The following is a 26,789-nucleotide window of genomic DNA, read 5'->3' as shown; positions in this document are numbered from 1 at the left end:
GAAGGATATTTCCGTGCAGGGAGCGGGTTGGGGGGAGACGGTGAAGATCGGCGGTGCGGAGTTATCGTTTCATCCCGCGGGGCACATGATCGGTTCGGCACAAGTGAAAGTGACCGTTGGCGGGCAGACCTGGGTGGCCAGCGGTGATTACAAAACGGAAAACGACGGCATTTCCGGCGCATTTGAGCCTTTGCAATGCCACACTTTTATAACGGAAAGCACATTCGGGTTGCCGATCTACCGCTGGCGGCCGCAAACCGCCATTTTCAGCGATATAGAAGCGTGGATGCGGGAGAATGAAGGCGCCGGAAAACAAAGCATCCTGGTCGCCTACAGCCTGGGCAAAGCGCAGCGCCTGCTCTACAACCTGGCGCATACGGGAAAGCGGTTCTTCGTCCACGGCGCGATTCACAACGCACATGAAGTATTACTGGCGGCGGGATGGCCCCTCCCGCCGGTGGAACTCATCACGCCGGACACGCCCAGGCAGGACATGAAAGGCCATCTCATCATTTCCCCGCCTTCCGCCGCCGATTCCGCCTGGATGAAGAAGTTCGCGCCTTACTCGCTCGGCGTTTGCAGCGGCTGGATGCAGGTCCGCGGGAACACGCGGAGAATGAACGCAGATGCGGGATTTGCGATATCGGACCATGCAGACTGGACCGGGTTGTTGCAAACCATCCGCGCAACGGGCGCCGAAAAAGTTTTCGCGACGCATGGCTTCACCAGCGTGCTGGCGCGCTACCTCGAAGAAAACAACATCCCCGCCGAAGCCGTGCGCACCGCTTACGGCGGCGAGGAAGAAACCACTGAAACCACCGCCTGATGCATCAATTCTCGCAGCTCATATCGGACCTTTCGCACAGCACCAAAACCAACGAGAAACTGGAGCTGCTCAGCCGTTACTTTTCCACGGCCGACGAGCGCGACAAAGCCTGGGTGCTGGCGCTGTTCACGGGGCGGCGGCCCAGGCGCGCGGTGAATTCCGCGCAGATGCGGCAGTGGTGCCGCGAGGTCACCGGCTTGCCTGAATGGCTGTTTAACGAGTGCTATCACACCGTAGGCGACCTGGGAGAAACCATCGCACTGCTGTTGCCGCCGCCTGAACAGCGGGACGCGGGCAAGCCCCTGCATTACTGGATGGAGGCGCTTATTGCGTTGGAAAAGGCGCCGGAAGCGGAGAAATCGGCGTTTATCCGCAGCGCCTGGGAGCAACTGCAGCCGGGCGAGCGGTTTGTATTCAACAAGCTGATCACGGGCGGGTTCAGGATCGGGGTGTCGCAGGGGACGATCGTCAATGCCATTGCGAAGGCTTTTGCGATGGAGGGGGCCGTGGTGAGCCATATGATCAGCGGCAACTGGAACCCCAGGGAAACCACGCTGCCGCAGCTGCTCCACAACCATCACAGCAACCCGGATGATTCGCGGCCGTACCCGTTCTTTTTGGCGCATGCGCTGGAAGGAGGGCCCGCGGGACTGGGGAGCCCTGAAAACTGGCAGGCGGAGTGGAAATGGGATGGCATCCGGGGGCAGCTGATCCGGCGGAACGGGCAGGTATTTCTCTGGTCGAGGGGCGAAGAACTAATCACCGAAAAGTTCCCGGAGATCGCTTCCCTGCTCGACAAATTGCCCGATGGCACGGTGATCGACGGGGAAATTCTCGCCTGGGACGGCGCGCTGCGGCGGCCATTGCCGTTTCAAAGCCTGCAAACCCGCATCGGCCGGAAAAACCTTACCAAAAAACAACTCCAGGAATCGCCGGTGATATTGCTGGCGTACGACCTGATGGAATGGAATGGGGAAGATATCCGCCCGCGCCCGCTCCGCGAGCGCCGGCAACTGCTGGAAACCCTGGTGGCGGCGGTGGGCCAGCCGGCATTGCAGGTTTCGCCCGTTATCGAATTCAGTGACTGGGTAGCATTGGCGGCGTTGCGCGAACAAAGCCGCGACAACAACAGCGAAGGCATCATGCTCAAGCAATCGGATTCCGCTTATCAGGTGGGCCGCCGGCGCGGGGATTGGTGGAAATGGAAGATCGATCCGTTTACGGTGGATGCGGTGATGGTGTATGCCCAGAAAGGCCATGGACGGCGCTCCAATCTATATACCGACTACACTTTCGCGGTGCGCAACGGCGATCAGCTGGTGCCCTTCGCCAAGGCGTATTCCGGCCTTACCGACGCGGAGATCGCCGAGGTGGACAACTGGGTGAAAAGGCACTCGGTGGAGAAATTCGGGCCTGTGCGTACGGTGACGCCCGAGCTGGTCTTTGAGATCGCCTTCGAAGGTATTGCGGCGAGCAACCGGCATAAGTCAGGCATCGCGCTCCGCTTTCCCCGCATCCACCGCTGGCGGAAAGATAAACCCGTTTCCGAGATCAATACCCTCGACGATCTCAAACAGCTGCTGGCACAACATTCCTGACCCCTTTCTTTACCCTTTTTGTCTACAGAATATGTGTTGAAGTCATGTACTACCTTTGGTTTGCGGGAGATCGAACTTGCCGCCAAAACATCCCTAACCGTAGTAAAAACGGAAGGAGAAAGAACCAATCATTCGACGACCACAGTTTTGAATATGCAATTGTTCCAACCATTGCCGGGTTATTGGCTTTCCACCGTTTGCGGGACGGATAGGAGTTTCTATTCACACGTGATAAATATTTAACGCCAGATGGACCTGCAGGCCGCATTGTTGCTCGTATTAATCGGATTTGGAATCGGAACCTTCGGCACCCTGATCGGGGCCGGGGGCGGCTTTATTTTGATGCCTTTGCTGCTGCTCATGTATCCGGACATGGCCCCCGACGTGCTCACCAGCATCTCGTTGGCCGTTGTCTGCCTGAACGCCACTTCCGGGTCGGTGGCCTATGCCCGCAAAAAGCGGATCGACTACCGTTCGGCCGCCATCTTCGCCGTGGCCACCCTGCCCGGCGCGATACTCGGCGCCATGGCCACCAGCGTCATCTCACGGCATACCTTCAACCTCATTCTCGGCGGCCTGCTCATCGTAATCGCCATATTCCTCTTCCTGAAACCGGGCCAGGGCGCCTATGCCAAAGGCACGCTCAAGGGCAAATGTGTTGACCGCGACCTTATAGAGCGCAGCGGGGAACAGCATCAATACCGTTTCAACATCTGGTACGGCATCCTGATCAGCTTTGCGGTGGGTTTCATCAGCAGCCTGCTCGGCATCGGCGGCGGTATTATCCACGTGCCTGCCCTGATCAGCGTACTCAATTTCCCGATCCATATCGCTACGGCTACGAGCCATTTCATTCTCGCCATCATGTCGCTGGCGGGCACCGTGGTGCATATGATCCAGGGCAGCTTCTGGGAAGGATGGCAAACGGCCCTGGCCATCGGCATCGGCGTGGTAGCCGGCGCGCAACTCGGCGCGGGGCTCTCCAGCAAGGTAAAACCCAAAGGCATCATGATCGCCCTGGCCGGCGCATTGCTTATCGTGGGCGTACGGCTCCTTTTCACCTGATTTCACTTTCCAACTAATACGCAAAAAGCCGGCTGATGATCAACCGGCTTTTTGCGTATAAACAGCTTTCAGCATATTACTGCAACATAAAACTCAGCACGAACAGCACCGACAGCACGTACATCACCGGGCTGATCTCTCGGTACTTCCCGGTAAAAACCTTCAGCAACACATACGACAGCATCCCGAAAACGATCCCTTCGGCGATGCTGTAAGTATACGGCATCATGACGATCGCCAGGAAGGCGGGTATCGCTTCCGTCACATCGTCAAAATTGATTTTCACCACCGCTCCCATCATCAGCATCCCCACGATGATGAGCGCGGGCGCCGTTGCCGCGGCGGGGATCATGGCGAAAAGCGGGGCAAAAAACAACGCAAGCAGGAACATCCCAGCCACCGTTACGGCCGTTAATCCCGTTCTCCCGCCCGAAGCGATGCCGCTGGCGCTTTCCACATAGGCCGTTACCACGCTGGTGCCCAGCAATGCCCCTGCCGTTGTGCCCACCGCATCGGCAAACAGGGCTTGCCTGGCCCGGGGGATACGGCCCTGGGCATCCAGCAGCCCGGCTTTGTTGCATAAGCCGATGAGCGTTCCCACCGTATCGAACAGGTTGACTATCAACAGCGTAAACAGGATCACAACCATATCCATCGTAAAAATCCTATCGAATTCCAGCTGGAAGGCAATTGGTGAAATACCGGGCGGCAGGCTAACAATGCCATGCTCGGGCCACATGGTGAGGCCCAGCGGAATGCCGGCAAGCGTGGCGATAAGAATACCCAGCAAAAGCGCCGCATTTACTTTTTTATACATCAATACCGCGCTGACGATGAGGCCCACCAACGCGATAAGCGGCCCTGCGCTGGTGATTTGCCCGATTTTGAGTATCACGCCGTCGAGCTTGCCGTCTCCCACATGCCGCATCCCCGTTTCAATGATCCCCGCGTTGGCCATGCCTATCAGCGCGATCAGCAGGCCGATGCCGACCGAAATGGCATGTTTGAGGTTTTCGGGGATGGAATTGATGATCGCTTCGCGGATATGAAAGAGGGACAGGAATATGAAAATAATGCCTTCCAGGAAAACAGCCGTAAGCGCGAACTGCCAGCTGTATCCCATGCCGAGCACGATGGTGTAGGCGAAAAAGGCGTTCAGGCCCATGCCGGGAGCGAGGCCCACGGGGAGTTTCGCGTACAGGCCCATCACCAGGGTGCCGATGGCGGCAGCCAGGGCGGTAGCCGTGATCAGGGCGTTGAAATCCATGCCGGTTTTAGAGAGGATCATGGGGTTGACGGCCAGGATGTACGCCATGGTCGAAAAAGTGGTAAGTCCCGCCAGCAGCTCCTGCTTCACGGTGGTACCGTTCTCGTGTAAACGAAAGAAATCGCGCATATGACAAAGGTAGGCCATGCGGGATTTTTTCCTAATTTCATTGTCTGATGAAACAAACACCCGGCTGGCAAGCGATCGAACAGTGGCTGGGAGCGAAAGGACTGGCGCCTTTCGCCTTCCAGGAAGAAGCATGGGAACATTACCTGCAGGGCCGCTCCGGCCTGGTGAATGCCCCCACGGGCTTCGGTAAGACTTTTTCCTTATTCCTGGGGACGGTGATCCGCTGGATCAACGAAAACCCCGAAGATTACCGCAGGCGGACCGGCAACGGCCTCCGCCTGATGTGGATCACGCCCCTGCGGGCGCTCGCCAAGGACATCGGCCGCGCCATGGAAGAAGCGCTCCGTGAGCTGGCCGTGCCCTGGGCCGTAGGTATCCGCAGCGGCGATACGCCCGTTTCCGTCCGCGAGAAACAGAAGCGCAACATGCCCGAGGTGCTCATCATCACCCCCGAATCCCTCCACATCCTGCTCGCCCAGAAAGAATATCCCAAACGCTTCGAACATCTCGAAACCATCGTGGCCGACGAATGGCATGAGCTCCTGGGAAGCAAGCGCGGGGTGATGACCGAACTGGGCATTAGCCGTCTCCGCGGCCTCCGCCCCGGTCTCCGCATATGGGGCATCTCCGCCACCATCGGCAACCTCGACGAAGCGCTCGACGTACTGCTGGGCAACCTCCCCGGCGAAAGGGTGATCGTGCGCGCCGATGTGCGCAAGGCCATCGAGGTGGAAAGCATCCTCCCCGACGAAATCGAAAAATATCCCTGGGCCGGCCATATGGGCCTCCGGCTTCTCCATAAAGTGATCCCCGTGATTATGGAAAGCAATACTACCTTGCTTTTCACCAACACCCGCGGGCAATCGGAGATCTGGTACCACCAAATCCTGAAAGAATGCCCCGAATTGGCCGGCGCCATCGCGCTGCACCACGGTTCCATCGACGCCGAACTGCGCATTTGGGTGGAGGAAGCCCTCCATACCGGGGTGCTCAAACTGGTGGTGTGCACTTCCAGCCTCGACCTCGGCGTCGATTTCAGGCCGGTAGACACGGTGATCCAGGTAGGCAGTCCAAAAGGCGTGGCGCGGTTCCTGCAGCGCGCCGGGCGCAGCGGCCACCGGCCCGACGCGGTGAGCCGCATCTGGTTCCTCCCCACCCACTCCCTCGAGCTGGTAGAGGCTGCGGCTTTGAAAGACGCCATGGCGGAGAACCTCATCGAAAGCCGCATGCCGGTCGTCCTCGCATTCGACGTATTGCTGCAATACCTCATGACGCTCGGCGTGTCGGAAGGGTTCAACCCGGATGAGATCAAACATGAGGTGCAATCGACCTTCTGCTTCCGGGAGATGACGGATGAAGAGTGGACCTGGTGCCTGGCGTTCCTCGTTTCCGGAGGCGAAGCGCTGCAGGTGTACGACGAATACCACAAGCTCCACCTTGTTGGCGACCGCTATTATTGCACCAGCAAGCAACAGGCCATGCGCCACCGGTTGCATATCGGCACTATCGTGAGCGACGCCATGCTGAAAGTGCGGTACCTCGCGGGCGGATACATCGGCGTGATCGAAGAATATTTCATATCCAGGCTCACGCCCGGCGACAGTTTCCGGCTGAGCGGGCATAACCTGGAGTTTGTGATGATCAAAGATATGACGGTGCTGGTGCGCAAATCCAAATCCAAGAAAAGCATCGTTCCCAGCTGGAACGGCGGGCGGATGCCATTGTCCGCCAACCTGGGGAAAATGCTGCGCCGGAAGTTCCACGAAGCGATGTCGGGCAAGGCCCGCGAGCCGGAAATCGCTATCTTGCAGCCGCTTTTCGAGCTGCAGCAGCTGCTTTCGCACATCCCGGCCGAAAACGAATTGCTGATGGAGCAGATCCAGACGGAAGACGGCTACCATCTTTTTGTGTATCCCTTCGAAGGGCGGCTGGTGCATGAGGTGATGGCCATGTTGCTCGCCTGGCGGATCAGCCGGCGGCATCCCATCACGTTCTCCATCGCGATGAACGATTACGGCTTCGAACTGCTGAGCGACCAGCCCATCCCCGTGGACGACACGAACGCAGACGAACTTTTTTCCCTCGAAAACCTGAATGCCGATTTGCAAAGCAGCGTGAATGCCACGGAAATGGCGCGCCGCAAATTCCGGGACATCTCCGTGATCGCGGGGCTCGTTTTCCAGGGGTATCCGGGAAAATCGAAGGCCAACCGGCATCTGCAATCGTCGGCTTCGCTGCTGTTTAAAGTATTCGAGGATTATGACGCGCAGAACATTCTCGTACGCCAGGCGTTCAACGAAGCGTTTTTCTACCAGATGGAGGAAGCGCGGTTGCGGGAGATGCTGGAGCGGATCGGCAACAGCAAGATCGTCATTACTTTCCCGCAGCGGCTGACGCCGTTCTGTTTTCCGATCAAGGTGGATAGCTTGCGGGAAGAACTGACGAGCGAGAAGCTCGAAGACCGGATTAAAAAGATGACGTTGTGGCAATAGGCCTGGTGATTAGCAGGCAGTTGCCATGAAATTAATACAGACAATCTCCGGCGCTGGCCGGTAAAACATACGGAATTGGAAGATATAAGATTTGAATGCAAAGGCAACCATTGGCGGCTTTCCGCCGGGAAGGCGGCGTTTTGGGAAGAAGAGCGGGCGCTTATCGTGGCGGACCTGCATGTGGGGAAGGCGGCGCACTTCCGGAAAGCGGGGATCGGGGTGCCGGCGAACATCGTGCAGGACGATCTTTACCGTTTACAACAGCTGATTACAAAATACAACCCGGCGCGTTTGATCGTGGTGGGCGATATGTTTCATAGTTCGGAGAACAATGAAGTGCAGTATTTCCGGATCTGGCGCAATCAGTTTCCGCACATCCGGTTTGAACTGGTGACGGGCAACCACGATATCATGGACCCGGCGGTATATGCTTCGTTGGATGTAACCTTGATGGAATCACTGACGCTGGGCGGGATGTATTTCGTGCACGACCCGAAAGACAGGTTGCCGGATACCGGTGAATTGTATGCAGTGTCCGGGCATATTCATCCGGGCGTGTGGATGGTAGGGAACGGCAGGCAGCGGTTGCGGCTTCCTTGCTTTTACTTCGGGCCGGAGGGGGCGATATTGCCGGCGTTTAGTGCATTTACCGGAACTTATTGCGTAGAGCCGGACCCTTCGTCGGAAGTGTTTGTGATCGGGGGGACGGGGGTTTACAGGGTCTGACGGGAGGTGTTGGGCCCGGCGTAAGTGCTTTTACCGAAAGCCAGGATGTTTCCGTCCGCGTCTTTAACGGCGAAATCCCTGACGTTGTAGGGTCTATCGCCCGGGGGGATAAATGCATTTGCGCCTTTTGCGCGGATTTCGTCGTAATAATCATCTACTTCATTGCAGAAAATATAAACGTGTCCTTCCCCGACGGCTTTTTTATTGCCTGCTGATGCCGGGCCTGACAGGTGGATTTGTATGGCTCCATGACGGATGCCCACTACGCTGCCGAATTCAAAATCTACGGAAAAGCCCAGCACGTTCGTGTAGAAGGCAACGGCAGCGTTGAGGTCGCTGACCTGGAAAATGGGTATGATGCAATCGGGGGTCATTGTGATGGATTTTGGATAGGCTAAAAATACAGATTATATAATTGACATGATATCTCAGCGGACTCCGGGTTGGATAATTACGAGTCATCGTTGCTGCAATCGGATGAAACAGCGGTTGCTGAATCCGCATCTCTTCGCTGAGGATTGCAGCATTCCGGACGAACAGATTGGATAAAAAAATGCCGGAGTTACTCCGGCATTGTCAATGGTTAACATGGGGTTAGAACAACGATGAGTTCCCTTGCATATGACATAATGCATTCTTCTATGTCACAGACTTTATAGATCAACTGTAACCTTGATCCGGGCTCAAAATTATTTCGTGGCATTGCAATGTCAAAGTGCAATGATAAGTTTTAACGTTTTTTTTGCGAGTATATCAATATACCCGATAGCCTATGCGAACCAGCGCATCGATATACCCGATAGCCTATGCGGACCAGCGCATCGATATACCCGATAGCTTATGCGGACCTGCGCATTAACAAACTCGATAACTTACGCGGACCAGAGAAGTATATAAGCTCCACCACGTTGTCTAACGGCTACAAGTTAATCTGCAATAGCCACCCACGGCCTGCGCATGTATCCATGATTTCGCCAGCAAACCTGTCCATGTTTCAAATGAAAACATAAAAACGGTTCGGATGCATGCCATTTAAATGGACGTGGGATAAACCTTATACATCGCTTCCGTTGTTCGTCTTGCAACAAACAAGCCAGGCCGGGAAAGTGAAAATGTAAGCGCTAGTTCTTCATCTGCTTTTTCAACATGCTCACCTGCTCCTGCAGCTGATTCACCATGCCGGCGAGATGGTTCACGCTCATCTTGTGCTGCTGGCCCATTTTCTGGATCACCGCATCGGCCTGCCAGATTTCCAGCACCTCTTCCATATTCACAGAATACGGATCGTACATGGGATTGTCGGATGCCAGGGTCACTTTCGCCTTGGAACGATTGCTTTTCAGCACCCGCTTGTACACGATGCCCTCGCGGTTCGTGACCACGATGTAGGCCTCATTGTTCCGGATATCTTCCCAACCGTCCACCTTATGGCAAACCACCACCGACCCCGAAGGCGTCGGCAACATAGAATCACCCGCGATCTCGAATGCACGGTAATGACCCGCACCCAGCATCGGCAACGTAAACGTATTCAGCTCCTCGATGAACTCCTCATCATTAAAGCCCGCCAGGTAACCCGCAGCAGCCTTCACCGGAACAAATACCACATTCTGACGGTTCGTACCGCCCAGTTTCTGCTGGCGCCTCCGTTCCAGGAAAGTTTCCTTCTGGGAACTGAGATCGCGCCGCAACAAGTCGTCGATCGATACACGGAACATATCACTCACCTGCTCCAACACCTCCGTCCGTGGCTCCGCGCGCTCCTCCTCATACGCACCCAGCAAAGAGCGCTTAATGTTGAGGCGGTCAGCAAATTCCTGCTGCGTCCAGCCCTTTTGCTTGCGCAGATATTTAAGATTTCGGCAAACAGTAGACATCCCTAAATTATTTAGTACAACAATGCTAACAAAATTAGCAAACATTTTTTGTAATAAAAAATTTAATCTGTGAGGCAACGCTTATTTTTGCCCCGGACAAACTCAAACAATATGCAAGCTTTGTTAGACATTCACTCGTACGTGCGCTGGCTTATCCTCGCATTCGGCCTTATCGCCGTTTTCCGCGCCATTGCCGGCGTGGCCGGTAAAAAGCCCTACAGCCCAGGCGATGCCAAGGCAGGCCTTTTCTTCATGATCTTCCTGGACATCCAGCTGCTGATAGGCCTCGTTCTCATGTTCACCAGCTCCCTCACGCAGACCGCTTTCGGCGACATGGGCGCCGCCATGGGCAACAAAGCCCTCCGGTTCTTCACCGTAGAGCACACCCTGCTGGCCATCATCGCCATCGCACTCGTGCACATCGGCCGTTCCAAAATCAAGAAAGCCGACTCCGACGCCAAAAAGCAAAAATTCGCTCTCATCTTCTTCGGCATCGGCTTCCTCTTCCTCCTGGCCCTCATCCCCTGGCCCGGCCGCGAAGAGATCGGCAGAGCACTGCTCCCTTCCCTCCGTTAGTATTTTATATACCATAAATAAAAAAAGTAAGAACAGGTTTCCCCGTTCTTACTTTTTTTATGCCCGGGATTCGCTTGCCATTTTCCCGTGCCATCCGACGATTCAACCCTGCGTCTTATAAAACAAACGGTAAGAATAAATGTAAGGCAGCGCCGCCAGCGCCATCCCCGCGAAAATAAACAGGAACACCCCGCTGATCACCGGCAGGAACATCCCCGCCACCATGATCACGATCCCCGCATACAACCAGAGCCGCCCGGCCATATGGTGCGTTTCCGTCCAGATCACATCGCTCGCCAGCGTCCACGGCGTACGCACCCCCACGAAATAATTCGGCTTCAGGTGCCGGAGGAACAAGCCCAGCGAGGTAATCAGCAGCCCTACACCCACAAACACCCATTTTTCCACAAATATCTCCTTGCTGCGGCTGATCAGGAATATGACAATTGACGTAAACACCGCCAGGTATATATGTATCCGGAAACGAATACGGTAATATTCGCGCATGTACATCTTGAAATCCGCCGGCGTCTCGTCCCAGGTCTCCCGCTTCGGGATATACCTGAATAATGCGTACAGCATGCCATTCGTAAAAAAGAGGAAAATCATCAGCAGGAGAAACTCCCGTTTGTTCACCACCCCGTCGGCCTCGCCATTGATATTAAAATTAGTGGGAATCTCGGCGGGAAGCCCGTTCCAGATCAATGCCAGGTACACCATCGGGCCGAACAACAGTGCCAGCAGCAGGAACTCTTTCACATAATCCGTGTGTTTCATAACGAAATGGATTAGTTCATCTATTAAAACAAACGCCGGATCACTTTAGTTTATTTTTCTTTTACTAATTAAATTAGTTATGCTAATATTTTTAGTATCTTCGGTTAAACACCAATTCATATGCTGTTAGACGGCCAACGCACGATCGCTCACTTCGACCTTGACTGCTTTTTCGTTTCGGTCGAATGCCTGAAGGACCGCTCCCTCAAAGGCAAGCCCCTGCTCGTAGGCGGGAAAAGCGACCGCGCCGTGGTGGCGGCCTGCAGTTACGAAGCGCGGGCCTTCGGCATCCACTCCGCCATGCCCATGAAAATGGCGCTCAGGCTTTGTCCGCACGCCATCGTCCGCGGCGGGGATTTCGAAGAATACAGCCATTTTTCGAGAGAAGTGACCGACATCATCGCCGGCTCGGCCCCGTTGTATGAAAAATCTTCCATCGACGAATTTTACCTGGACCTGACAGGGATGGACAAATACTTCGGCTCCCTTAAATGGACGAGCGAGCTGCGCCGGAAGATCATGCAGCAAACGCAGTTGCCCATCTCCCTCGGCCTCGCCTCCAATAAATTGATTTCCAAAGTAGCCACCAACGAAGCGAAGCCCAACGGCCAGCTATCTATCCCCTTCGGCCAGGAAAAGGGATTCCTCGCGCCCATGCCCGTCGAAAAGATTCCCATGGTAGGCAAGGAAACCGCCGCCCAGCTCCGCCGCCGCGGGGTGGAAACGGTCAAAACCCTCAGCGAAATACCTGTAGGCCTGCTCGAAGCCTGGATGGGCAAAAACGGCATCGCGCTGTGGAACAAGGCCAACGGGATCGACGAGTCGCCCGTTGTGCCTTTCCACGAACAGAAGTCCATTTCTACGGAATCTACTTTTCCGCAGGACACGATCGACCTGGGGTTCATGCACAGCGAGCTGGTCAGGATGACGGAAAAGATTGGTTTCGAGCTCCGGCAGCAGAACCGCCTCACCGGCTGCGTGACCATCAAGATCCGCTATTCCGATTTTGAAACCGTCACCCGGCAGCTGAGTATCCATTACTCATCCAGCGACCACGTGCTGCTCAACCATGTCAAACAGCTGTTTACCAGGCTGTACGACCGCCGGTTGCTGGTGCGCCTGATCGGCGTCCGTTTCAGCAACCTCGTTTCCGGCAATTACCAAATCAGCCTGTTCGACGATACGGCGGACATGATTTCGCTGTACCAGGCCATCGACAGCATCAAATCGCAGTTCGGCTGGCAATACCTTATGCGCGGCAGCAGCAGCGGCGGGAATTTCGAGCAACCGGTGCAGCCGTTCCCAAAAGAAACTTTGATTATAAAACGACGATATCCGCATTGATATGTACCTGAATTGCAAATCCTGGTTCAGCCTGCGGTACGGTACCATCCGGACCGACGAGCTCGTGGCCGTTGCGAAGGCGCACGGCATTACGTCGCTGGCGCTCACCAACATCAACGCCACTACCGACGCGTGGATGTTTGTGCAGGAATGCGTGCAGCACGACATCAAGCCCATTCTCGGGCTGGAATGCCGTAACGGCGCCACGTTCCGGTACATCCTGCTGGCTACGGGGATGGACGGCTGGCTGGAAATCAACCGTTTCCTTTCCCGCCACCTGCAATCGGGCGAGGCATTTCCCGAGGTGGCGCCTTTCCTCCCGGAAACCTTCGCCATCTACAACTGGGGCGCGAGGCCGCTGCCCTCCCTGGCGGCGCACGAACTCATGGGCATAAGGCCGCGCGAGCTCAACCGGCTCTTCCGGACGGATACGCGCCGGTATGCGGACAAGCTGGTTATCCTCCAGCCCCTGAGCTTTCAGAACGAGGAATCGCAGCGGTTGCACCGGGTGCTCCGGGCGGTGGACAACAACTTGCTGATCAGCCAGTTGCCACCAGAGGAGGCCGCGGGAACGGATGAATGTTTCGTGCCGCCTTATCAGTTGCTGGAACAGTTCAAAGAGTTTCCGCATATCGTCCGCAACACCCTGCAGGTGATGGAGGCATGCAACATTCATTTCACATTCGGCGGGCATCTCAATAAAAAGCGCTTTACCCACAGCCGCGAAAACGACCGCCAGCTTTTGCGCGACCTCGCTTATGAAGGTATGGAATACCGCTACGGGCCGGGGAATGCGGAAGCGCAACAGCGGATCGATAAAGAATTGGCGATCGTTGACCAGCAGGATTTCAACGCGTATTTTCTTATCACCTGGGACATTGTGCGGTACGCGCGGCACCGGGATTTTTTCCATGTGGGCAGGGGCAGCGGCGCCAATTCCATCGTCGCGTATTGCCTGGGGATCACGAACGTGGACCCCATTGCGCTGGATTTATATTTCGAGCGGTTCCTCAACCCGCACCGCACTTCGCCACCGGATTTCGACATCGATTTTTCGTGGCGAGACCGCGATGAAATATTCGAATACATCTTTAAAAAATATACTTCCGAACACACGGCGCTGCTTGGAACGGTGGCCACTTTCCAGACGAACGCCATCGTCCGCGAGCTGGGCAAAGTGTACGGTTTGCCTAAAGGAGAAATCGATAAGATCCTGGAAAACCCTTACCAGGTAAAGCTCGGGGAAGACAATGTGCACCAGCGCATTATCCGTTACGGCCGCATGCTCGACCGTTTCCCCAATCACCTGAGCATCCACGCCGGCGGGGTGCTCATCAGCGAAGCGCCTATCCATCAATATTGCGCGACGCATATGCCGCCGAAAGGGTTGAGTACCGCGCAGCTCGACATGCACCTGGCCGAGGCCATCGGCCTGCATAAGTTTGATATCCTCAGCCAGCGCGGGCTCGGGCATATCCGTGATTCCCTGGATATCATCAGGGAAAACCGCGGTGTTGATATCGATATCCACGACGTGAAATCCTTCATGGAAGATCCCCGCGTCCGCGGGGCACTCAAAAACGTAGAGACCATAGGCTGCTTCTATATCGAATCCCCCGGGATGCGGCAGCTGCTGCGCAAATTGCGCTGCGACGATTACATCACGCTTGTGGCGGCGAGTTCGATTATTCGTCCGGGTGTAGCGCAGGCGGGTATGATGCGGCAATATGTGCTGAACTTCCATCATCCCGACAAGGTCGAATACCTGCACCCTGTTATGAAAACTTTGCTGGGCGAAACTTACGGGGTGATGGTATACCAGGAAGATGTGATCAAGGTAGCGCATCATTACGCCAACCTCGACCTGGCGGATGCGGATACTTTGCGGCGCGCCATGGCGGGAAAATATCGCGGGCAGCAAAACTTCGAGAAGATCCGGAACCTGTTTTTCGACAACTGCGAAAAGCTGGGGCGGCCGCGGGCGGTGAGTGAGGAAGTGTGGCGGCAGATCGCGAGTTTCGCGAACTTTTCGTTTTCCAAAGCACACTCGGCGAGTTTTGCGGTGGAAAGTTACCAGAGCCTGTATCTGAAAACGTATTTCCCGGCGGAGTTCATGGTAGCGGTGATCAATAATTTCGGCGGGTTTTACAACCGGGAATTGTATTTCCGGGAGCTGAAGAAAACGGGCGTGCGCATCCACCCGCCCTGCGTCAACCACAGCGATTATTGCACCAATATCAAAGGGAACGAGGTGCATGTGGGGTTCATTCATGTGGAGAAGCTGGAGCAGGGCTGGATCACCGCAGTGCTGGAAGAACGCAGGGTGAACGGGCGGTTCCTGGGGATGGAGGATTTCGTGAACCGTACGCAGCCGGATCCCGCGCAAATGGAATTGCTCATCCGGGTAGGGGCCTTTCATTTCACGAAAGAAACGAAGAAAAACCTGCTTTGGAAGAGCGCGGCGCTGCTGCGGAAAGAAACGAAAGATCCTGTGAAGCCGGGGCTTTTCCGCGAACCCTCCCGCGACTGGTCGTTGCCGGAGCTGGCATACCATGAGCACGAAGATGCCTTCGACGAGATCGAGTTGCTGGGGTTTCCGATATCCTCGCCGTTTGATGTGTTGCAGCACGACCAGCGCGCATATCTTCCCGTTTCGGAAATGGAGAAAAACCTCGGCCGGCAGGTTACGATGCTGGGTTATCTCGTAACGCTCAAGCATGTGTACACGGTAAAGCAGGAGGCGATGTGCTTCGGCACTTTCCTCGATCGCGCGGGCGATTTCCTGGATACGGTGCACTTCCCCGACAGCCTGCGCCGTTTCCCGTTTATGAAAAGCGGTTTCTACATCGTGGAAGGCACGGTGATCGAGGAGTTCGGGGTGTACTCCCTGGATGTTTACCGGATGCGGAAAATCGGTTATTTCGAAGACAAAGCGAAAGAAAGCGGGACCTTCCGCGCCACGCTCAGCACTGTTTAGGTTGTCTTCTTCCGCCATTGCTTAATAAAAAAAGGCTGAAGCAACCGATGCTTCAGCCTGTATGTTTTTGTGTTCGCCACAGCTATTCCAGGTCGAAAAGGCCTTTGTTCAGCAGCTGGAGGGTTTTCTCCTTGTACTGACCGCCCACTAGGATGGAAATGTTGTGCCTGCTGCCGCCGTACGAAATCATGCGGAGGGGCACTTCGTTGAGGGAATCGAACAGTTTCTTGAGGATGGAAGGCGTAGCCGCTACTTCGTTGCCCACGATGGAAACGATGGCCTGGTGGTGATCCAGTTCTACGGTGCCGAAGGGCTGCAGTTCTTTCAGGATCTGGTCGAGGTGGCGCTGATCGTCGATCGTGATGGAAACCGCCACTTCGGAAGAGGTGATCATATCGATCGGGGTGCGGTATTTTTCGAAGATTTCGAAGATTTTGCGGAGGAAGCCGTAAGCCAGGAGCATGCGGCTGGATTTGATTTTGATGGCGATGATGCCGTCTTTCGCCGCGATGGCCTTCACGCCGTTGCCGTTGGGCATTTCGGTGATGATGGTGCCTTTTGCTTCGGGCTGCATCGTGTTCAGCAGTTTCACGGGGATGTTGAAATGCTGCGCGGGCCAGATGGATGCGGGATGGAGGATCTTCGCGCCGAAGTACGCCAGCTCGGCCGCTTCGTCGAACGACAACTGTACGATCGGGAAGGTTTTTTTCACGACGCGGGGATCGTTGTTGTGCATACCGTCGATATCGGTCCAGATCTGCACTTCTTTCGCCTGGATGGCGGCGCCGATGAGGGAAGCGGAATAGTCGCTGCCGCCGCGTTTCAGGTTGTCCACTTCTCCGCGGGCGTTGCGGCAGATGTACCCCTGGGTGATGAAGAGGGTACCGCCTTTATTTTGTTCGAGAAGGTGGTTGAGTTTTACTTTGATGCGCGGGATTTCAGGCTCTTCGAACTCGTCGATGCTCATGAATTCCAGTGCGGGCAGGAGCACGGATTTGAAACCGGCTTCTTCGAGGTATGCGCTGAAAAGTTTGGTAGACAGCAGTTCGCCCTGGGCGAGGATGTCTTTATTCAGCGCTTCATTGAAGGAAATACGGAGGATGATATTGAGAAACTCAAAATGCTCGTCTACGATGGCTTTGGCATTGGCCCGTCCGGCTTCCGTCTTCACCAGTTCCTCACAGAAGGAACGGTAGTGGCTTTCCAGCTTGTCGATCTGCTGCTTCGCTTCGGCCTTCTTACCTTCAGAAAGCGAGGTTCCGATTTCGACAAGTGCATTGGTAGTTCCGGAGAGTGCGGACAGTACCACGATTTTGGCATCAGCGTCTGCTGTGATCAACTGCGCCACGGAATGCATACGCTCCGGTTTGCCAACCGAGGTTCCGCCAAATTTTAAGACTTTCATTTTGTTGTGATATATATTACTTAAAAATTGATTTCAAATTTCTTCGCTACTTCACGGAGGTCTTTCACCACGGGATCGAGGAGCGGGATGCCGGCATCTAATCTAAAGGCCTGCATTTCGCGTTCGGGGTCTCCGGGAATGAGGACTTTCTCTTCCCCTTCCACGGTTTTAGCACTGCGGAAGCGGTTGATCCAGGTGTCCATGTGCGACTTGAACTCGTCTGCCGGCCGGAAAGCGTCGACGCGCATGGCGCCGAAGAAGTGGCCGAGCCCTTTGCCCACGGGATCCGGGGGCAGGGGGAGGAAACTGACGAACGGAGGGGCCCAGGGGCCGTAGTTGGCGCCGGAGAGCACCGCGGAAAAGATATCTACCACCGATCCCAGGCAATATCCTTTGTGGCTTCCGTGCTCACGGTCGCCACCGAGCGGCAGCAATGCGCCGCCGCTTTTGAGCTCGTTGGGATTGGTGCTGGCATTTCCGTTTTTGTCCTGTACCCAGCCTGTCGGCGCTTCTTGCTCCTTCCGCTGGAGAATTTCCAGTTTCCCGTTGGCCGCCGTAGTAGTCGCGAAATCCGCCACGAAAGGCGGCTGCTCCCCGGCCGGGATGGCCACGGCGATGGGATTGGTCCCCAGCATGCGTTCTGTAGCAAAGGTAGGCGCCACCAGCGGACTGGCATTGGTCATCGCCATACCGATCATATCCTGTTCCAGCGCCATCATGGCGTGATACCCCGCAATCCCGAAGTGATTGGAATGACGGACGCTCACCCATCCGGTGCCGGCGATCTTCGCTTTGTCGATGGCCACCTGCATGGCAAAAGGCGCAACCACGAGGCCCAGCCCTCCGTCTCCGTCCACCACCGCCGTCGACGGCGTTTCGTGTACGATCCGGATATCGGGCGTTGGGTTGATGCGGCCCGCTTCCCAAAGGCGCACATATCCGCTCAGCCGCGCAACCCCGTGAGAATCAATCCCCCTGAGGTCGGCCGACAACAATACGGTAGCTGCCAGTTCTGCATGACCGGCAGCGCAGCCCATTTTCAGGAAAACATCGCGGGTAAACGTTTTTAGTTGCCCATACGGTAAAATCTGCTCCATCCTGTTGTTTCGGTTATGCCTGTGCGGAAGGACCGCCAAAGTTCATCGGTAAGGAAACCGGCTCCTGGTCCTGGATAGTGCCGTGAGCGGATTCATATTTTTTTACGTTATCCACCAGCGCTTTCATGAGGCGCTTGGCGTGTTGCGGAGTCAGAATGATTCTTGACTTCACCTTCGCCTTCGGCAGGCCCGGCATTACATTGATAAAATCCACCACAAACTCTGACGGAGAATGCGTGATAATCGCCAGGTTGGCATAAGTTCCGTCTGCTATTTCCTCGGTCAGCTCAATATTCAGCTGTTGCTGTTCATCTTGATTTTCCATTATATGTGGATTTGAGGTACAAAAATAGAAAAAGAGGTGCCATTTCCAGCACCTCTTTTTTTATTATATGTACCGCGACTACTGAAATTATCGCGAAGTGAAGGTCAGCACTTCGTCCACAATGCGCGGCGCTGCCACGTTGTAGGAGTAATTCAGGTGGAATTCCTTCTTAACGGGATCGTAGAAATTGGGGCCCCAGCTCTGGTCCACATTGGGGGTTACGCCGGCCGGCGTGAGCGTCACTGTATTATCGGCATTGATGGTCATGATCATATAGTAATTCGATCCGCCCAGGTCGCCCAGCGGCGCCATCACGGAGCGCGGACCGGTGGTAATCAGCTCTTTGTCTTCGCTGATGGCCCGGGCGCCGGCGCTCGGGTGCAGGAAGGTGCCCACCGCACGGTAGGTGCCGTGCCAGTCGTTTTTGATCACGACTTCAATGAAAATCTTCCCGAAATTGGCCGGAACAACCGCCCCGCTTCCATCCGCCAGCTGGAAACCGATCATCCATTTTTTGGCCAGATCGATTTTATCGGACTGGATTTTCACCTGGAAGTTCACAGACGTTTGTCCTGCCGGGATGGAAACCGTGTTTTGCGGAATGGTATACGTATTGGCCGGAAGTTGCTCATACTCAGTACCATGTGCCGTATTATACAATTCCGCCGCGTTGGCGATAAGGTTCACTTTTGCTGAAGCCGCACCGCTCAACGGCCCATTGGAAGCCAGCGAAACGTTAAGATTCATCGTCTGCGGCTCTGCTGCGAGGTCGAAGGCCTCGATCACGCGGGTTCCGTCGTGCTTCGCATACAGAAATTGAACAGCCGCGGGTGCTTCCGTATAATCGATGTAATTATCGTCATCCTTGAGGCAACCGGTCAGGAACGTGCCTGCCACAGTGGCTGCCAGTATATAGGAAAAGGTCTTTTTCATGTTTGGCAGTTTTAGTTTACGTCCCAGAATAGTTTACTGGTGAATTGATCGATCTTACCCTGTTTGGAAACATTGGCGCCATTGTACGCTTCTTCCGTTTGGGGATATAGCAGCCTCACCGGCAAAACGCCGGGGCGCACCGCTTCCTGCGACACCGGGATCACCGGGAACCCCGTGCGGCGGAATTCGTTCCAGGCTTCGAGGGAATTGATGAGGTACATGGAGATCCATTTCTGGGTATGAATGGCGCGGAGCTTGTTGGGCGAATCGTCCCAGTCGATATCCACTTCCTCGCTTTCGAGATAGGGAATCACCAGTTCCGTTTCCACGTTCGCAGGGGTGGGATCCACGCCATACGTTCCCGCAAACCAGTCTGCCGTAATTTCCGACGACAGCATCATGAAATAAAAGCTTTCGGCAACGCCTTCTTCATACAGCGTCCGCGCATCTCCGAAGTTCACACCGAGCACTTCCACGGCTTCGGCCTGCAGGAACTTCACTTCCGAAAGCTGGAACAGGATTGCGTCCTGGTCGTGGCTTTTGAAGATGGTAGCCTGGCCGAATGGTGTGTGGTTAGGCGGATTGAGATCTCCCAGGTCGATGCCGGCCGGGGAAGCCGTCCCGAAAATCGCGACGCCTCTTTCGTGATCCACTTTGGAAATGCCGTATTTGGTAGGGCCAACGTATTTGTGTTCCGTAGCTTCACCATCGGCAGCGTCGAGGTAATACCGGTCCCAGAAAGGGTTCTGCTTGCCGGAGGTTTTCAGGTAACCTGGGTTCACGGCGGCATCTGCCGCAATAAACCCATCGGTGTTGGATGCGAGCGCGGTGAGCAGCGGCGTGATGTAAGCTTTACGGTCGGGCGCGGAAGACTGCCGCATGAGGATGCGCAATTTTACCGAATTGGCGAACTGGCGCCATTTCATGAGATCGCCGTGGAACATGATATCCTCTTCTCCGACGTGAATGGTATTGTCCGGATCAGTTTCTACCAGGAGCTTGCGTGCATCGTCGAGCTGTTTGACCAGGTCTTCATAAATCACTTTGGCATCGTCGTAAGTGGGCGTGAGGTTGGATTTCCCCTTGAGCGCCTGGGCGTATGGGATGTTTCCGTACTGGTCCACTACCTGCTGGAAAACGTATGCTTTCATGATCTTGGCGATCGCGATGTAGTATTCGTGGTTCTTCAGCTCGTTAGCTTTCTTCTCCACGAATTCATAATCCATCAGGTTGTTGTACGACTGGTTCCAGATGCCCTGTTCGGTAGCACTGGTATAGTTGTAGGTGCGGTAAGTGTTGTAACCGCTTACCACGTTGGTTTTGGCCCAATATCCTACCGTCCATGCGCCGTAGGTCTGGTATGTATTCACGACGAGGTTGCCGGTGCCGGAGAGCGCAGTGGAAAGCACGGCCTGGGGCGTGGCGTCGCGGGCGTCGTTGGGAGAGGTGTTGATATCCAGCCAGTCTTTCTTGCAACCGACAGCCAGGAATGCAACACTTAACAATATCTGGAAAGTTATTTTCTTCATGATCGGATCGGATTAAAAATTAACAGAAACGTTGAAACCGTACATGCGGGTAGGCGGCGTCTGGCGGTAGTCGTTCATCCCAACGGCGTTGCCGGCGGTGAAGTTGAATTCCGGGTCGGTATATTGGTTCGATTTGGGAAGCCAGGTAACGAGATTGCGCCCGGTGAGCCCAATGGATACCCGTTTGATGAATTTGATCCTGGCGAGCAATGTTTCCGGCAGATCGTAGGAAAGGCTGACTTCGCGCAGCTTCCAGAAGGAGCCGGAGGTCACGTAGTTTTCGCCGATGGAAGTACGGTAGGCGCTTTCGGGCCAGAAGTCATAGTTCCCGTCCATCACCAGTACGTTGTTGTTATCCACATATTTCCCTGATCCGGCGGGAGATTCGTATACAGAATTGGGGAAGATGAACCTTTCGCGGTTATAGGAAGCGCTGACGGCCGAGGCGCCGGTAAAATCAAGGTCCGAGCCGATGTCGTGGTAAACGGAATACCCGCTGCGGTGTTCCGCCAGTGCGGTGAAACGCAGGTTTTTCCACTGGAAGTTGGTATTAAGCCCCACGATATGCCGGGGATTGGTGTTGCCAACGAGGAAATAACCACTGGCGCGGCTGGGCATCCCGGTTTCCGCGTCCACGATAATTTTACCGTTGTACTTTTCGTACACGGTAGACTTCAGCATTGGGTAAGGCTGGCCCGGGATAGCGGCGACATAGGCGTTCCCTGCGGCGGTCGTCAACGCCAGTTCGGGCAGATCGGCGCTTATTTCAATCACTTTGTTATCGCGGTTGGCATAGTTTACGCCGATTTCCCAACGGAAATCCGCGGAACGCAGCGGCAGCAATTTCAAATCAATCTCGTAGCCTTTGTTGGAAACTTTACCGGAATTGATGAGGTAACCGCTGTATCCCGTGGAGTTCGACAATCCCGCGGTGATCGTCTGGTCCAGTGAAAGCTGGTCGTAGTAAGTAAATTGCAGGCTGATCCTTCCATCCACAAAACCCATTTCCACGCCGGCCTCTTTGGATTTCACCCGCTCCGGACGGAGATCGTCGCTTACCGCGGTGTTACCCAGCGTAAAGCCAACGGTAGAGCCAAAGGGGAAACCGTCGCCGCGGACGTAGATTTCATCCAGCATGTGCGGCCCGATATTGGCCTGGCCCACTTCGGAATATCCCGCGAAAAGTTTCAGGTAATTGAGCGTCCTGTTGCCTTTCAGGAAAGGAAGCGCTTCAGACGCAACGAACGATACATCCACGCCGGGGTATCCGAAATTGCGATTCTTTTTGGAAAGCCGCGAGATGTGGTCGCGGCGGTAACTGCCGTGGATGAAAGCGAAGTCTTTATACCCCAGCGAAGCATCGATATACTGCGAATGTTCGCGTATGATGGTTTTTTCGTTCTCGCCTTCGAGTTCACCCACCCGGTTGTCCACATTGAAGAAACCTGGGTTCACCAGTGCGTTGGCGCGGATGAAGTTCATGCCACCCCGCTCCTGCCGGATGTTGTTCCCCAGTACCACGCGCAGGTCGAAGTCGTTGAAGGTCTTCTGCGCGGTGGCCATGAAATCGTATTGATTGAGGACGTAATTGGCGGTGTTGTCCTGGAAAAAGCCGTTTGTAATCTCGGCTTTCACCTTGCTTGATGAAATCTCGGTGGTGTAAGGCGTGTAAGTGAATTTATCCGCACGGTCCTGCCAGAAGGAGTTTTGTGTGGAAGTTGACACACGTCCCATCAGCGACAGCCATTCCATCGGTTTGTACGACAGCGTAAAATTCCCGATGAGGTTATCTGTTTTGGAATCGGTCCGGAACTGGTCGATGATGAAGTAAGGATTGTAATAGTATTCGTTGTAGTAGCCGTTGGGGTTTGAGAATTTGTCCGTTTTCCAGTTTTTATAGCTGGTAAGGGGGACGTGCGCGGCGGTGTTCATCACCATCCAGTACACGGATTCTTCCAGGCCGCCGCCGTTGGTGTGGATATCGGCGGTGTTTTGGGTGTAGCTGATGTTTGTACTGGCGGTCACTTTGCCGAAAGTCCGGCTGGCATTGACGCGCAGGCCGTTTCTGCCGAATTTGTCTTTGGGCACCACACCGTTCACTTTCTGGTTTTGGATGGATGCGTAGAAAGTGGATTTGTCGTCGGCGGTGGAAACGGAAAGGTTGTTTTGCAATGTGAGGCCGGTGTTCCAGAAGTTGTACCGGTCGCGGTTGGGCGAGTACTTCACTTTTTGGACGGAGCCGTCTTCGAGGGGTTTCCCGATTTCCACTTCTGATCCGTCGTAGGCGGGGCCGTACTGTTGGTTTTCGAAAGCGTTGTACACCGGGATGGGCGATTTGGTGGAGCCGGTGCCGAATTTATCCTGCAGGGATGGGAAGAAACTGATTTCTTCGAACTGCGTGGAGTTGGACAGGGAAACGACGGGCCGTCCTTTCTGGGCGCGTTTGGTGGTGATAACGATAGCGCCGTTGGAGGCGCGGGAACCGTAGAGGGCGGAAGCGTTGGCGCCTTTGAGGACGTTTACGTCTTCCACGTCTTCGGGGTTGATGGAATTGAACTGACTGTTGGGGATTTCGACGCCATCGAGTACGATGAGGGCCTGGTTTTGCCCCGTCAGCGAGCGATTGCCGCGGAGGATGATGCGGGTTTGCGGGTTGGCGGAGTTGTTGATGGTGTTGACCTGCAGGCCGGACACCTTGGCCACGAGGGACGAGGCGACGGTGGTGGCTTTGGCGGTGACCAGGTCAGCGCTTTTCACCTTGCCAACGGAGTATCCGACGGATTTCGCCTGCCGTTGGATGCCCATGGCGGTGGTGATCACGACTTCCTGGAGGCTCCGTGAGTCGAGGATGAGGATGACGGGCAAGTTGGCTGCGGCGCCCACGGCTTTTTCTAGGGTGTTATACCCTACGCTGCGGATGAGGAGCACATCTTTTTCCGAGACCTGGATTTTGTAATTCCCAAATTGATCAGCGGTGGTACCTTTAGTGGTGCCTTTGATCTGGATGGAGGCGTAAGGTATGGGTGAACCGTCTTCACCTGTAACCCTACCGGTAATCTGGCGTTGTTGGGCATAAGCCAGGCTACCACTCACCATAAGCATGGCGAGAAAAAGTAAAGCCTTTTTCATAGATGATTTAGATTTTGATTGACAACCGCAAAATAGGTAGTTTTTTGAATTCGCAAAAATTTTCCGTTAAAACTCTGTTAATGATGATTAACGGTTTGCTGCTGCGTAATTGCGGCGATCACTAGATAAGTTATTGATCATCACAGCGCCATAATCTTTTCTTGATCGGGTTAAATTGTATCAAAATTCACAAAAGAATTTGTGTGGCGGGTAAAAAAAAGCCGGTTTCCGAAGAAACCGGCGGATTGATGATCAGACTGGTGTCAATCAAAATCTAAACCATCAATGATTTTAAGGCTTTACTAGCATTTTAACAGGCGCTGCAATATACGGCGTAATTACTTTTTTGCATAGTGTTTTTCCACGAAAGTTTGCAATAATAACAGTAGAATAGACAATTTGGTTTACCGGATGGAGATGCAAGCAGAATGCAGTGTGGGCGCAGGTGTTGCGTATCTTAATAGTCACGCAGGCTGACTGTTTTCTTATTCTTTCTTTTAACGATGCAGGCAACTGAAAAATTGACTGAGATGGAATATACCTTCTAGCGCAAATGGCATCGCTACTAAATAACAGATTATTATCTTTTGCATATATGCATTGATGTTTATGTACGCATGGCCAGCGTACAAGGCCCCTGAATCCCAGGACTTGTTTACATACGTAGCTTATCGCAATCACTTCATCGAAGCCATTATCACGCCTACTGCATTCGTCCCCATTCGTATTGTAATTGCAACTGAATCGTACTTCTGCCTTCCGGAACCACGCCGTTTCTCCATTCCAGAATGGTTTGCGGGGCCGCCCGGCTCTTTGTGTACTGCCAACTGCACCACGCATTCCACCGTTCACCAATTGACCGCTGGACTTGCAATCGCATATACCCGCCTGTCCCACTAAAACGACTGACGGTACCATCGCCGGGAAACCCGAGCCCCGACAAGTACATTCCCTCCCCGGCGGGCCCATCGTACCATGCGTAACTACAACTTCCCCTCCAATTACCCCGCCTCCAGTTCCACTGCTGCATCGCCATCCAGCATGCCCCCGCGTCCAACACCTGGCTCTGTGCCCTTACCCTCCATGTAATCGCTGGGGACAAGGGCATTTCCCACCTTACCTGGAATTGATGCTTCCCAAAGCTGACCGACGCTACGGCATTGCGACCCTCCTGGAGCTTATCCTGCATCCGTTCCATAAACCGGTAACTTCCATGCACAGTTACATGCCGTGCAGGATTCCATTGCAATGCAAACAACGCATCCGTCCCTACCGAGGGCGCACCAACCCGGTAGCGCAACCAGGGGAAACCAAACACATCTACATATCCGGACATCAACCAGTTATGCCTCCATTTCACCTGCAATGCACCGTAGCAACCCCGCTCATTCGCCGCCGTGCCGGTAACACCAAACGGCGCCCCATACAAGCCTGCGAACGCCGGTTCCCCCAACCGCCAGACCAACCCCGCATCCACCGCCGGCGATAACGCAGCTAAACCTCCCTGCATAAATGCCCATCCTCCTCCGCTGCTCCTTACTGCTTCACCAAAAAAATGAACATTCCTCCATGTGAAAGCATGATCCACACCAGCTTCCAATAACCGGTCCCCTGCGAACCGAAACAACTGGTATATCGCAGTGCCCCGCTGCAAAGGAACATTAAACCGATGCCCCTGCATATTCAGCCCCACATGTCCAGACGCCCACCGGCGCTTCCAGATCGCGCCCGCCGTATGTTGGCGAATGTTTCCCCGTGCCTCCAGTTCCGACACCGTCCTGTGATAACCCGCCGGCAACAACGTTCCGCCCATCCCCGCACTTTCTTCATCCAGCAGCTTCAACCTCCCATCCAGCTGGCGCACCGACAACCAGGCCGTCAGCTCCGATTTCCGTAGCGCCACCGTACCCGCTATGCCTCTATAGAAATAGAATTCACCGGCACCCGCATATGGCCTTACGGCCTCGCCTTCCCTTTTTAAATGCATCACCGAAGAACTTTTCCCGGGCGCCATCCCGTGCCATTGCATCACTCCCTGTCCCACGTTAATCGTGTAATCCCCCACCACCAGGCACTTCAGCCAACCCGGCCGCCTCAGCACCCAATGAAAACCGACATGATCCGGCAGAGGCACTCCTTTACGCATCCAGGATTCTCCCGCGTCTTTTTCCAGCACCAATCCCCAACCGCCATGCCTGCCCATGGCATACCGGTAACGCATCACCACTTTATCCGGACTGCCCGCATATGCCGGCGGCTTGTCAGGCGCAGGGAATAACGACGATCCCGGTCCGGCCCACGCCCTGGAATACCGAAGCTGCAAGTTGTGCTGACCGTCGGTCCAGATGCGGCGAAATGGTACTTGCTCTACAAATGCGTGCCCTGCTGTCACGTAAGGCAACAGCTTCCGAATGAGCGGGAGGTCAAATCCCTTTATTGCCTGCAATTCGTAGATAGCTAACAGCGGTCCAAGCCGTGCGCGGTGGTTAAGCAGGTGCTGTATGTCGACGGATTGCAGTATCCCCAGTTCCTGCAACTCCTCCGCCGATGCGGCATTTAAATCCAGCGGTCGGCGCAGGTATCGCTGCCGCAACGTCCATTGCTCGTCGTTCTCCCGAAAACTTTCCGGATCCGTTTCCGCCTGCTGTTCCTGCCATTCGGCGGTATGCTGCAGTTCCTCCTGCTGCGCAAAGCCTTTGCCCGGCAACCATAAACCT

Annotated in this window: 19 protein-coding genes; 8 read left to right on the top strand and 11 right to left on the bottom strand. The window is 54.8% G+C overall.

The features are described 5' to 3' along the window. The 3 genes from Q0510_RS22145 to Q0510_RS22135 form a co-directional block, all read left to right on the top strand. Positions 1–826, top strand: an 826-nt coding sequence (locus Q0510_RS22145; protein WP_298716576.1) for a ligase-associated DNA damage response exonuclease, incomplete at its 5' end; no start/stop codon positions are given. Next, a complete protein-coding gene (locus Q0510_RS22140) occupies positions 826–2,424 on the top strand; it encodes an ATP-dependent DNA ligase (RefSeq protein ID WP_298716573.1) in 1,599 nt (532 codons plus the stop codon). The genes Q0510_RS22145 and Q0510_RS22140, both read left to right, overlap by 1 nt. 249 nt (positions 2,425–2,673) lie before the next feature. Further along, positions 2,674–3,489 (top strand): sulfite exporter TauE/SafE family protein, encoded by an 816-nt coding sequence (locus Q0510_RS22135; protein WP_298716570.1) that lies wholly within the window; start codon positions 2,674–2,676, stop codon positions 3,487–3,489. A 76-nt stretch (positions 3,490–3,565) separates the two neighbouring features. Here Q0510_RS22135 and Q0510_RS22130 read toward each other — a convergent pair whose 3' ends face one another. After that, the gene (locus tag Q0510_RS22130; RefSeq protein ID WP_298716566.1) at positions 3,566–4,885 is read right to left on the bottom strand and encodes an NCS2 family permease; all 1,320 of its coding nucleotides are present in this window, start codon (positions 4,883–4,885) and stop codon (positions 3,566–3,568) included. A gap of 47 nt (positions 4,886–4,932) precedes the next feature. Here Q0510_RS22130 and Q0510_RS22125 point away from each other — a divergent pair, with 47 nt between their 5' ends. Together Q0510_RS22125 and pdeM are read left to right on the top strand one after the other, a co-directional pair. After that, positions 4,933–7,377, top strand: coding sequence for a ligase-associated DNA damage response DEXH box helicase (locus Q0510_RS22125; protein WP_298716563.1), 2,445 nt, complete (start codon positions 4,933–4,935; stop codon positions 7,375–7,377). A 75-nt stretch (positions 7,378–7,452) separates the two neighbouring features. Next, complete coding sequence (pdeM, locus tag Q0510_RS22120; protein WP_298716560.1) at positions 7,453–8,103, top strand: ligase-associated DNA damage response endonuclease PdeM; 651 nt, start codon at positions 7,453–7,455, stop codon at positions 8,101–8,103. Here the strand turns inward: pdeM and Q0510_RS22115 are convergent. Together Q0510_RS22115 and Q0510_RS22110 are read right to left on the bottom strand one after the other, a co-directional pair. Then, a complete protein-coding gene (locus Q0510_RS22115) occupies positions 8,091–8,477 on the bottom strand; it encodes a glyoxalase superfamily protein (protein ID WP_298716556.1) in 387 nt (128 codons plus the stop codon). The two genes, pdeM and Q0510_RS22115, sit on opposite strands and share 13 nt — an antisense overlap. 747 nt (positions 8,478–9,224) lie before the next feature. Next, positions 9,225–9,980: an XRE family transcriptional regulator gene (locus Q0510_RS22110; protein ID WP_298716553.1), complete on the bottom strand. Its 756-nt coding sequence runs from the start codon at positions 9,978–9,980 to the stop codon at positions 9,225–9,227. 111 nt (positions 9,981–10,091) lie between these two features. Between Q0510_RS22110 and Q0510_RS22105 the strand changes: the two genes are divergently transcribed. Next, on the top strand, positions 10,092–10,556 hold the full coding sequence (locus Q0510_RS22105) for a hypothetical protein (protein WP_298716550.1): 465 nt from the start codon (positions 10,092–10,094) through the stop codon (positions 10,554–10,556). 102 nt (positions 10,557–10,658) lie between these two features. On the opposite strand, the gene Q0510_RS22100 is transcribed toward Q0510_RS22105, so the two are convergent. After that, the gene (locus Q0510_RS22100) at positions 10,659–11,333 is read right to left on the bottom strand and encodes an SdpI family protein (RefSeq protein ID WP_298716547.1); all 675 of its coding nucleotides are present in this window, start codon (positions 11,331–11,333) and stop codon (positions 10,659–10,661) included. 120 nt (positions 11,334–11,453) lie between these two features. On the opposite strand from Q0510_RS22100, the gene dinB reads away from it, so the two are divergent. Then, positions 11,454–12,677, top strand: coding sequence for a DNA polymerase IV (gene dinB / locus Q0510_RS22095; protein ID WP_298716539.1), 1,224 nt, complete (start codon positions 11,454–11,456; stop codon positions 12,675–12,677). A gap of 1 nt (position 12,678) precedes the next feature. Next, complete coding sequence (dnaE, locus tag Q0510_RS22090; RefSeq protein ID WP_298716536.1) at positions 12,679–15,654, top strand: DNA polymerase III subunit alpha; 2,976 nt, start codon at positions 12,679–12,681, stop codon at positions 15,652–15,654. An 82-nt stretch (positions 15,655–15,736) separates the two neighbouring features. On the opposite strand, the gene Q0510_RS22085 is transcribed toward dnaE, so the two are convergent. From Q0510_RS22085 to Q0510_RS22055, 7 genes are all read right to left on the bottom strand, one after another. Next, on the bottom strand, positions 15,737–17,059 hold the full coding sequence (locus Q0510_RS22085) for an aspartate kinase (protein WP_298716533.1): 1,323 nt from the start codon (positions 17,057–17,059) through the stop codon (positions 15,737–15,739). Positions 17,060–17,079: 20 nt separating this feature from the next. After that, positions 17,080–18,156, bottom strand: a complete 1,077-nt coding sequence (locus tag Q0510_RS22080) for an Ldh family oxidoreductase (RefSeq protein WP_298716530.1) — start codon at positions 18,154–18,156, stop codon at positions 17,080–17,082. Between the two features lie 13 nt (positions 18,157–18,169). Next, positions 18,170–18,481: a DUF3467 domain-containing protein gene (locus Q0510_RS22075; protein WP_298716527.1), complete on the bottom strand. Its 312-nt coding sequence runs from the start codon at positions 18,479–18,481 to the stop codon at positions 18,170–18,172. Positions 18,482–18,568: 87 nt separating this feature from the next. Beyond that, on the bottom strand, positions 18,569–19,414 hold the full coding sequence (locus tag Q0510_RS22070) for a DUF1735 domain-containing protein (protein ID WP_298716524.1): 846 nt from the start codon (positions 19,412–19,414) through the stop codon (positions 18,569–18,571). A gap of 11 nt (positions 19,415–19,425) precedes the next feature. Next, entirely contained in the window at positions 19,426–20,943 is a 1,518-nt protein-coding gene (locus Q0510_RS22065) for a SusD/RagB family nutrient-binding outer membrane lipoprotein (RefSeq protein WP_298716521.1), read from the bottom strand. 12 nt (positions 20,944–20,955) lie between these two features. Further along, entirely contained in the window at positions 20,956–24,072 is a 3,117-nt protein-coding gene (locus Q0510_RS22060) for a SusC/RagA family TonB-linked outer membrane protein (RefSeq protein ID WP_298716518.1), read from the bottom strand. 703 nt (positions 24,073–24,775) lie between these two features. Continuing rightward, a partial coding sequence (locus Q0510_RS22055) for a helix-hairpin-helix domain-containing protein (protein WP_298716515.1) occupies positions 24,776–26,789 on the bottom strand: 2,014 nt, incomplete at its 5' end.

The organism is uncultured Chitinophaga sp. (assembly GCF_937874145.1).
In the GTDB taxonomy this organism is placed as follows: domain Bacteria; phylum Bacteroidota; class Bacteroidia; order Chitinophagales; family Chitinophagaceae; genus Chitinophaga.
This window is presented reverse-complemented; position numbering and strand designations above follow the sequence as displayed.

What these genes read in the sequence shown, in the direction of transcription:
- Q0510_RS22070 (WP_298716524.1), bottom strand. Translation starts at nt 19,414, where the DNA reads ATGAAAAAGACCTTTTCCTATATACTGGCAGCCACTGTGGCAGGCACG.
- Q0510_RS22115 (WP_298716556.1), bottom strand. Translation starts at nt 8,477, where the DNA reads ATGACCCCCGATTGCATCATACCCATTTTCCAGGTCAGCGACCTCAAC.
- Q0510_RS22105 (WP_298716550.1), top strand. Translation starts at nt 10,092, where the DNA reads ATGCAAGCTTTGTTAGACATTCACTCGTACGTGCGCTGGCTTATCCTC.
- Q0510_RS22060 (WP_298716518.1), bottom strand. Translation starts at nt 24,072, where the DNA reads ATGAAAAAGGCTTTACTTTTTCTCGCCATGCTTATGGTGAGTGGTAGC.
- Q0510_RS22075 (WP_298716527.1), bottom strand. Translation starts at nt 18,481, where the DNA reads ATGGAAAATCAAGATGAACAGCAACAGCTGAATATTGAGCTGACCGAG.
- Q0510_RS22135 (WP_298716570.1), top strand. Translation starts at nt 2,674, where the DNA reads ATGGACCTGCAGGCCGCATTGTTGCTCGTATTAATCGGATTTGGAATC.
- Q0510_RS22080 (WP_298716530.1), bottom strand. Translation starts at nt 18,156, where the DNA reads ATGGAGCAGATTTTACCGTATGGGCAACTAAAAACGTTTACCCGCGAT.
- Q0510_RS22140 (WP_298716573.1), top strand. Translation starts at nt 826, where the DNA reads ATGCATCAATTCTCGCAGCTCATATCGGACCTTTCGCACAGCACCAAA.
- Q0510_RS22065 (WP_298716521.1), bottom strand. Translation starts at nt 20,943, where the DNA reads ATGAAGAAAATAACTTTCCAGATATTGTTAAGTGTTGCATTCCTGGCT.
- Q0510_RS22110 (WP_298716553.1), bottom strand. Translation starts at nt 9,980, where the DNA reads ATGTCTACTGTTTGCCGAAATCTTAAATATCTGCGCAAGCAAAAGGGC.
- Q0510_RS22130 (WP_298716566.1), bottom strand. Translation starts at nt 4,885, where the DNA reads ATGCGCGATTTCTTTCGTTTACACGAGAACGGTACCACCGTGAAGCAG.
- Q0510_RS22100 (WP_298716547.1), bottom strand. Translation starts at nt 11,333, where the DNA reads ATGAAACACACGGATTATGTGAAAGAGTTCCTGCTGCTGGCACTGTTG.
- dnaE (WP_298716536.1), top strand. Translation starts at nt 12,679, where the DNA reads ATGTACCTGAATTGCAAATCCTGGTTCAGCCTGCGGTACGGTACCATC.
- dinB (WP_298716539.1), top strand. Translation starts at nt 11,454, where the DNA reads ATGCTGTTAGACGGCCAACGCACGATCGCTCACTTCGACCTTGACTGC.
- Q0510_RS22085 (WP_298716533.1), bottom strand. Translation starts at nt 17,059, where the DNA reads ATGAAAGTCTTAAAATTTGGCGGAACCTCGGTTGGCAAACCGGAGCGT.
- Q0510_RS22125 (WP_298716563.1), top strand. Translation starts at nt 4,933, where the DNA reads ATGAAACAAACACCCGGCTGGCAAGCGATCGAACAGTGGCTGGGAGCG.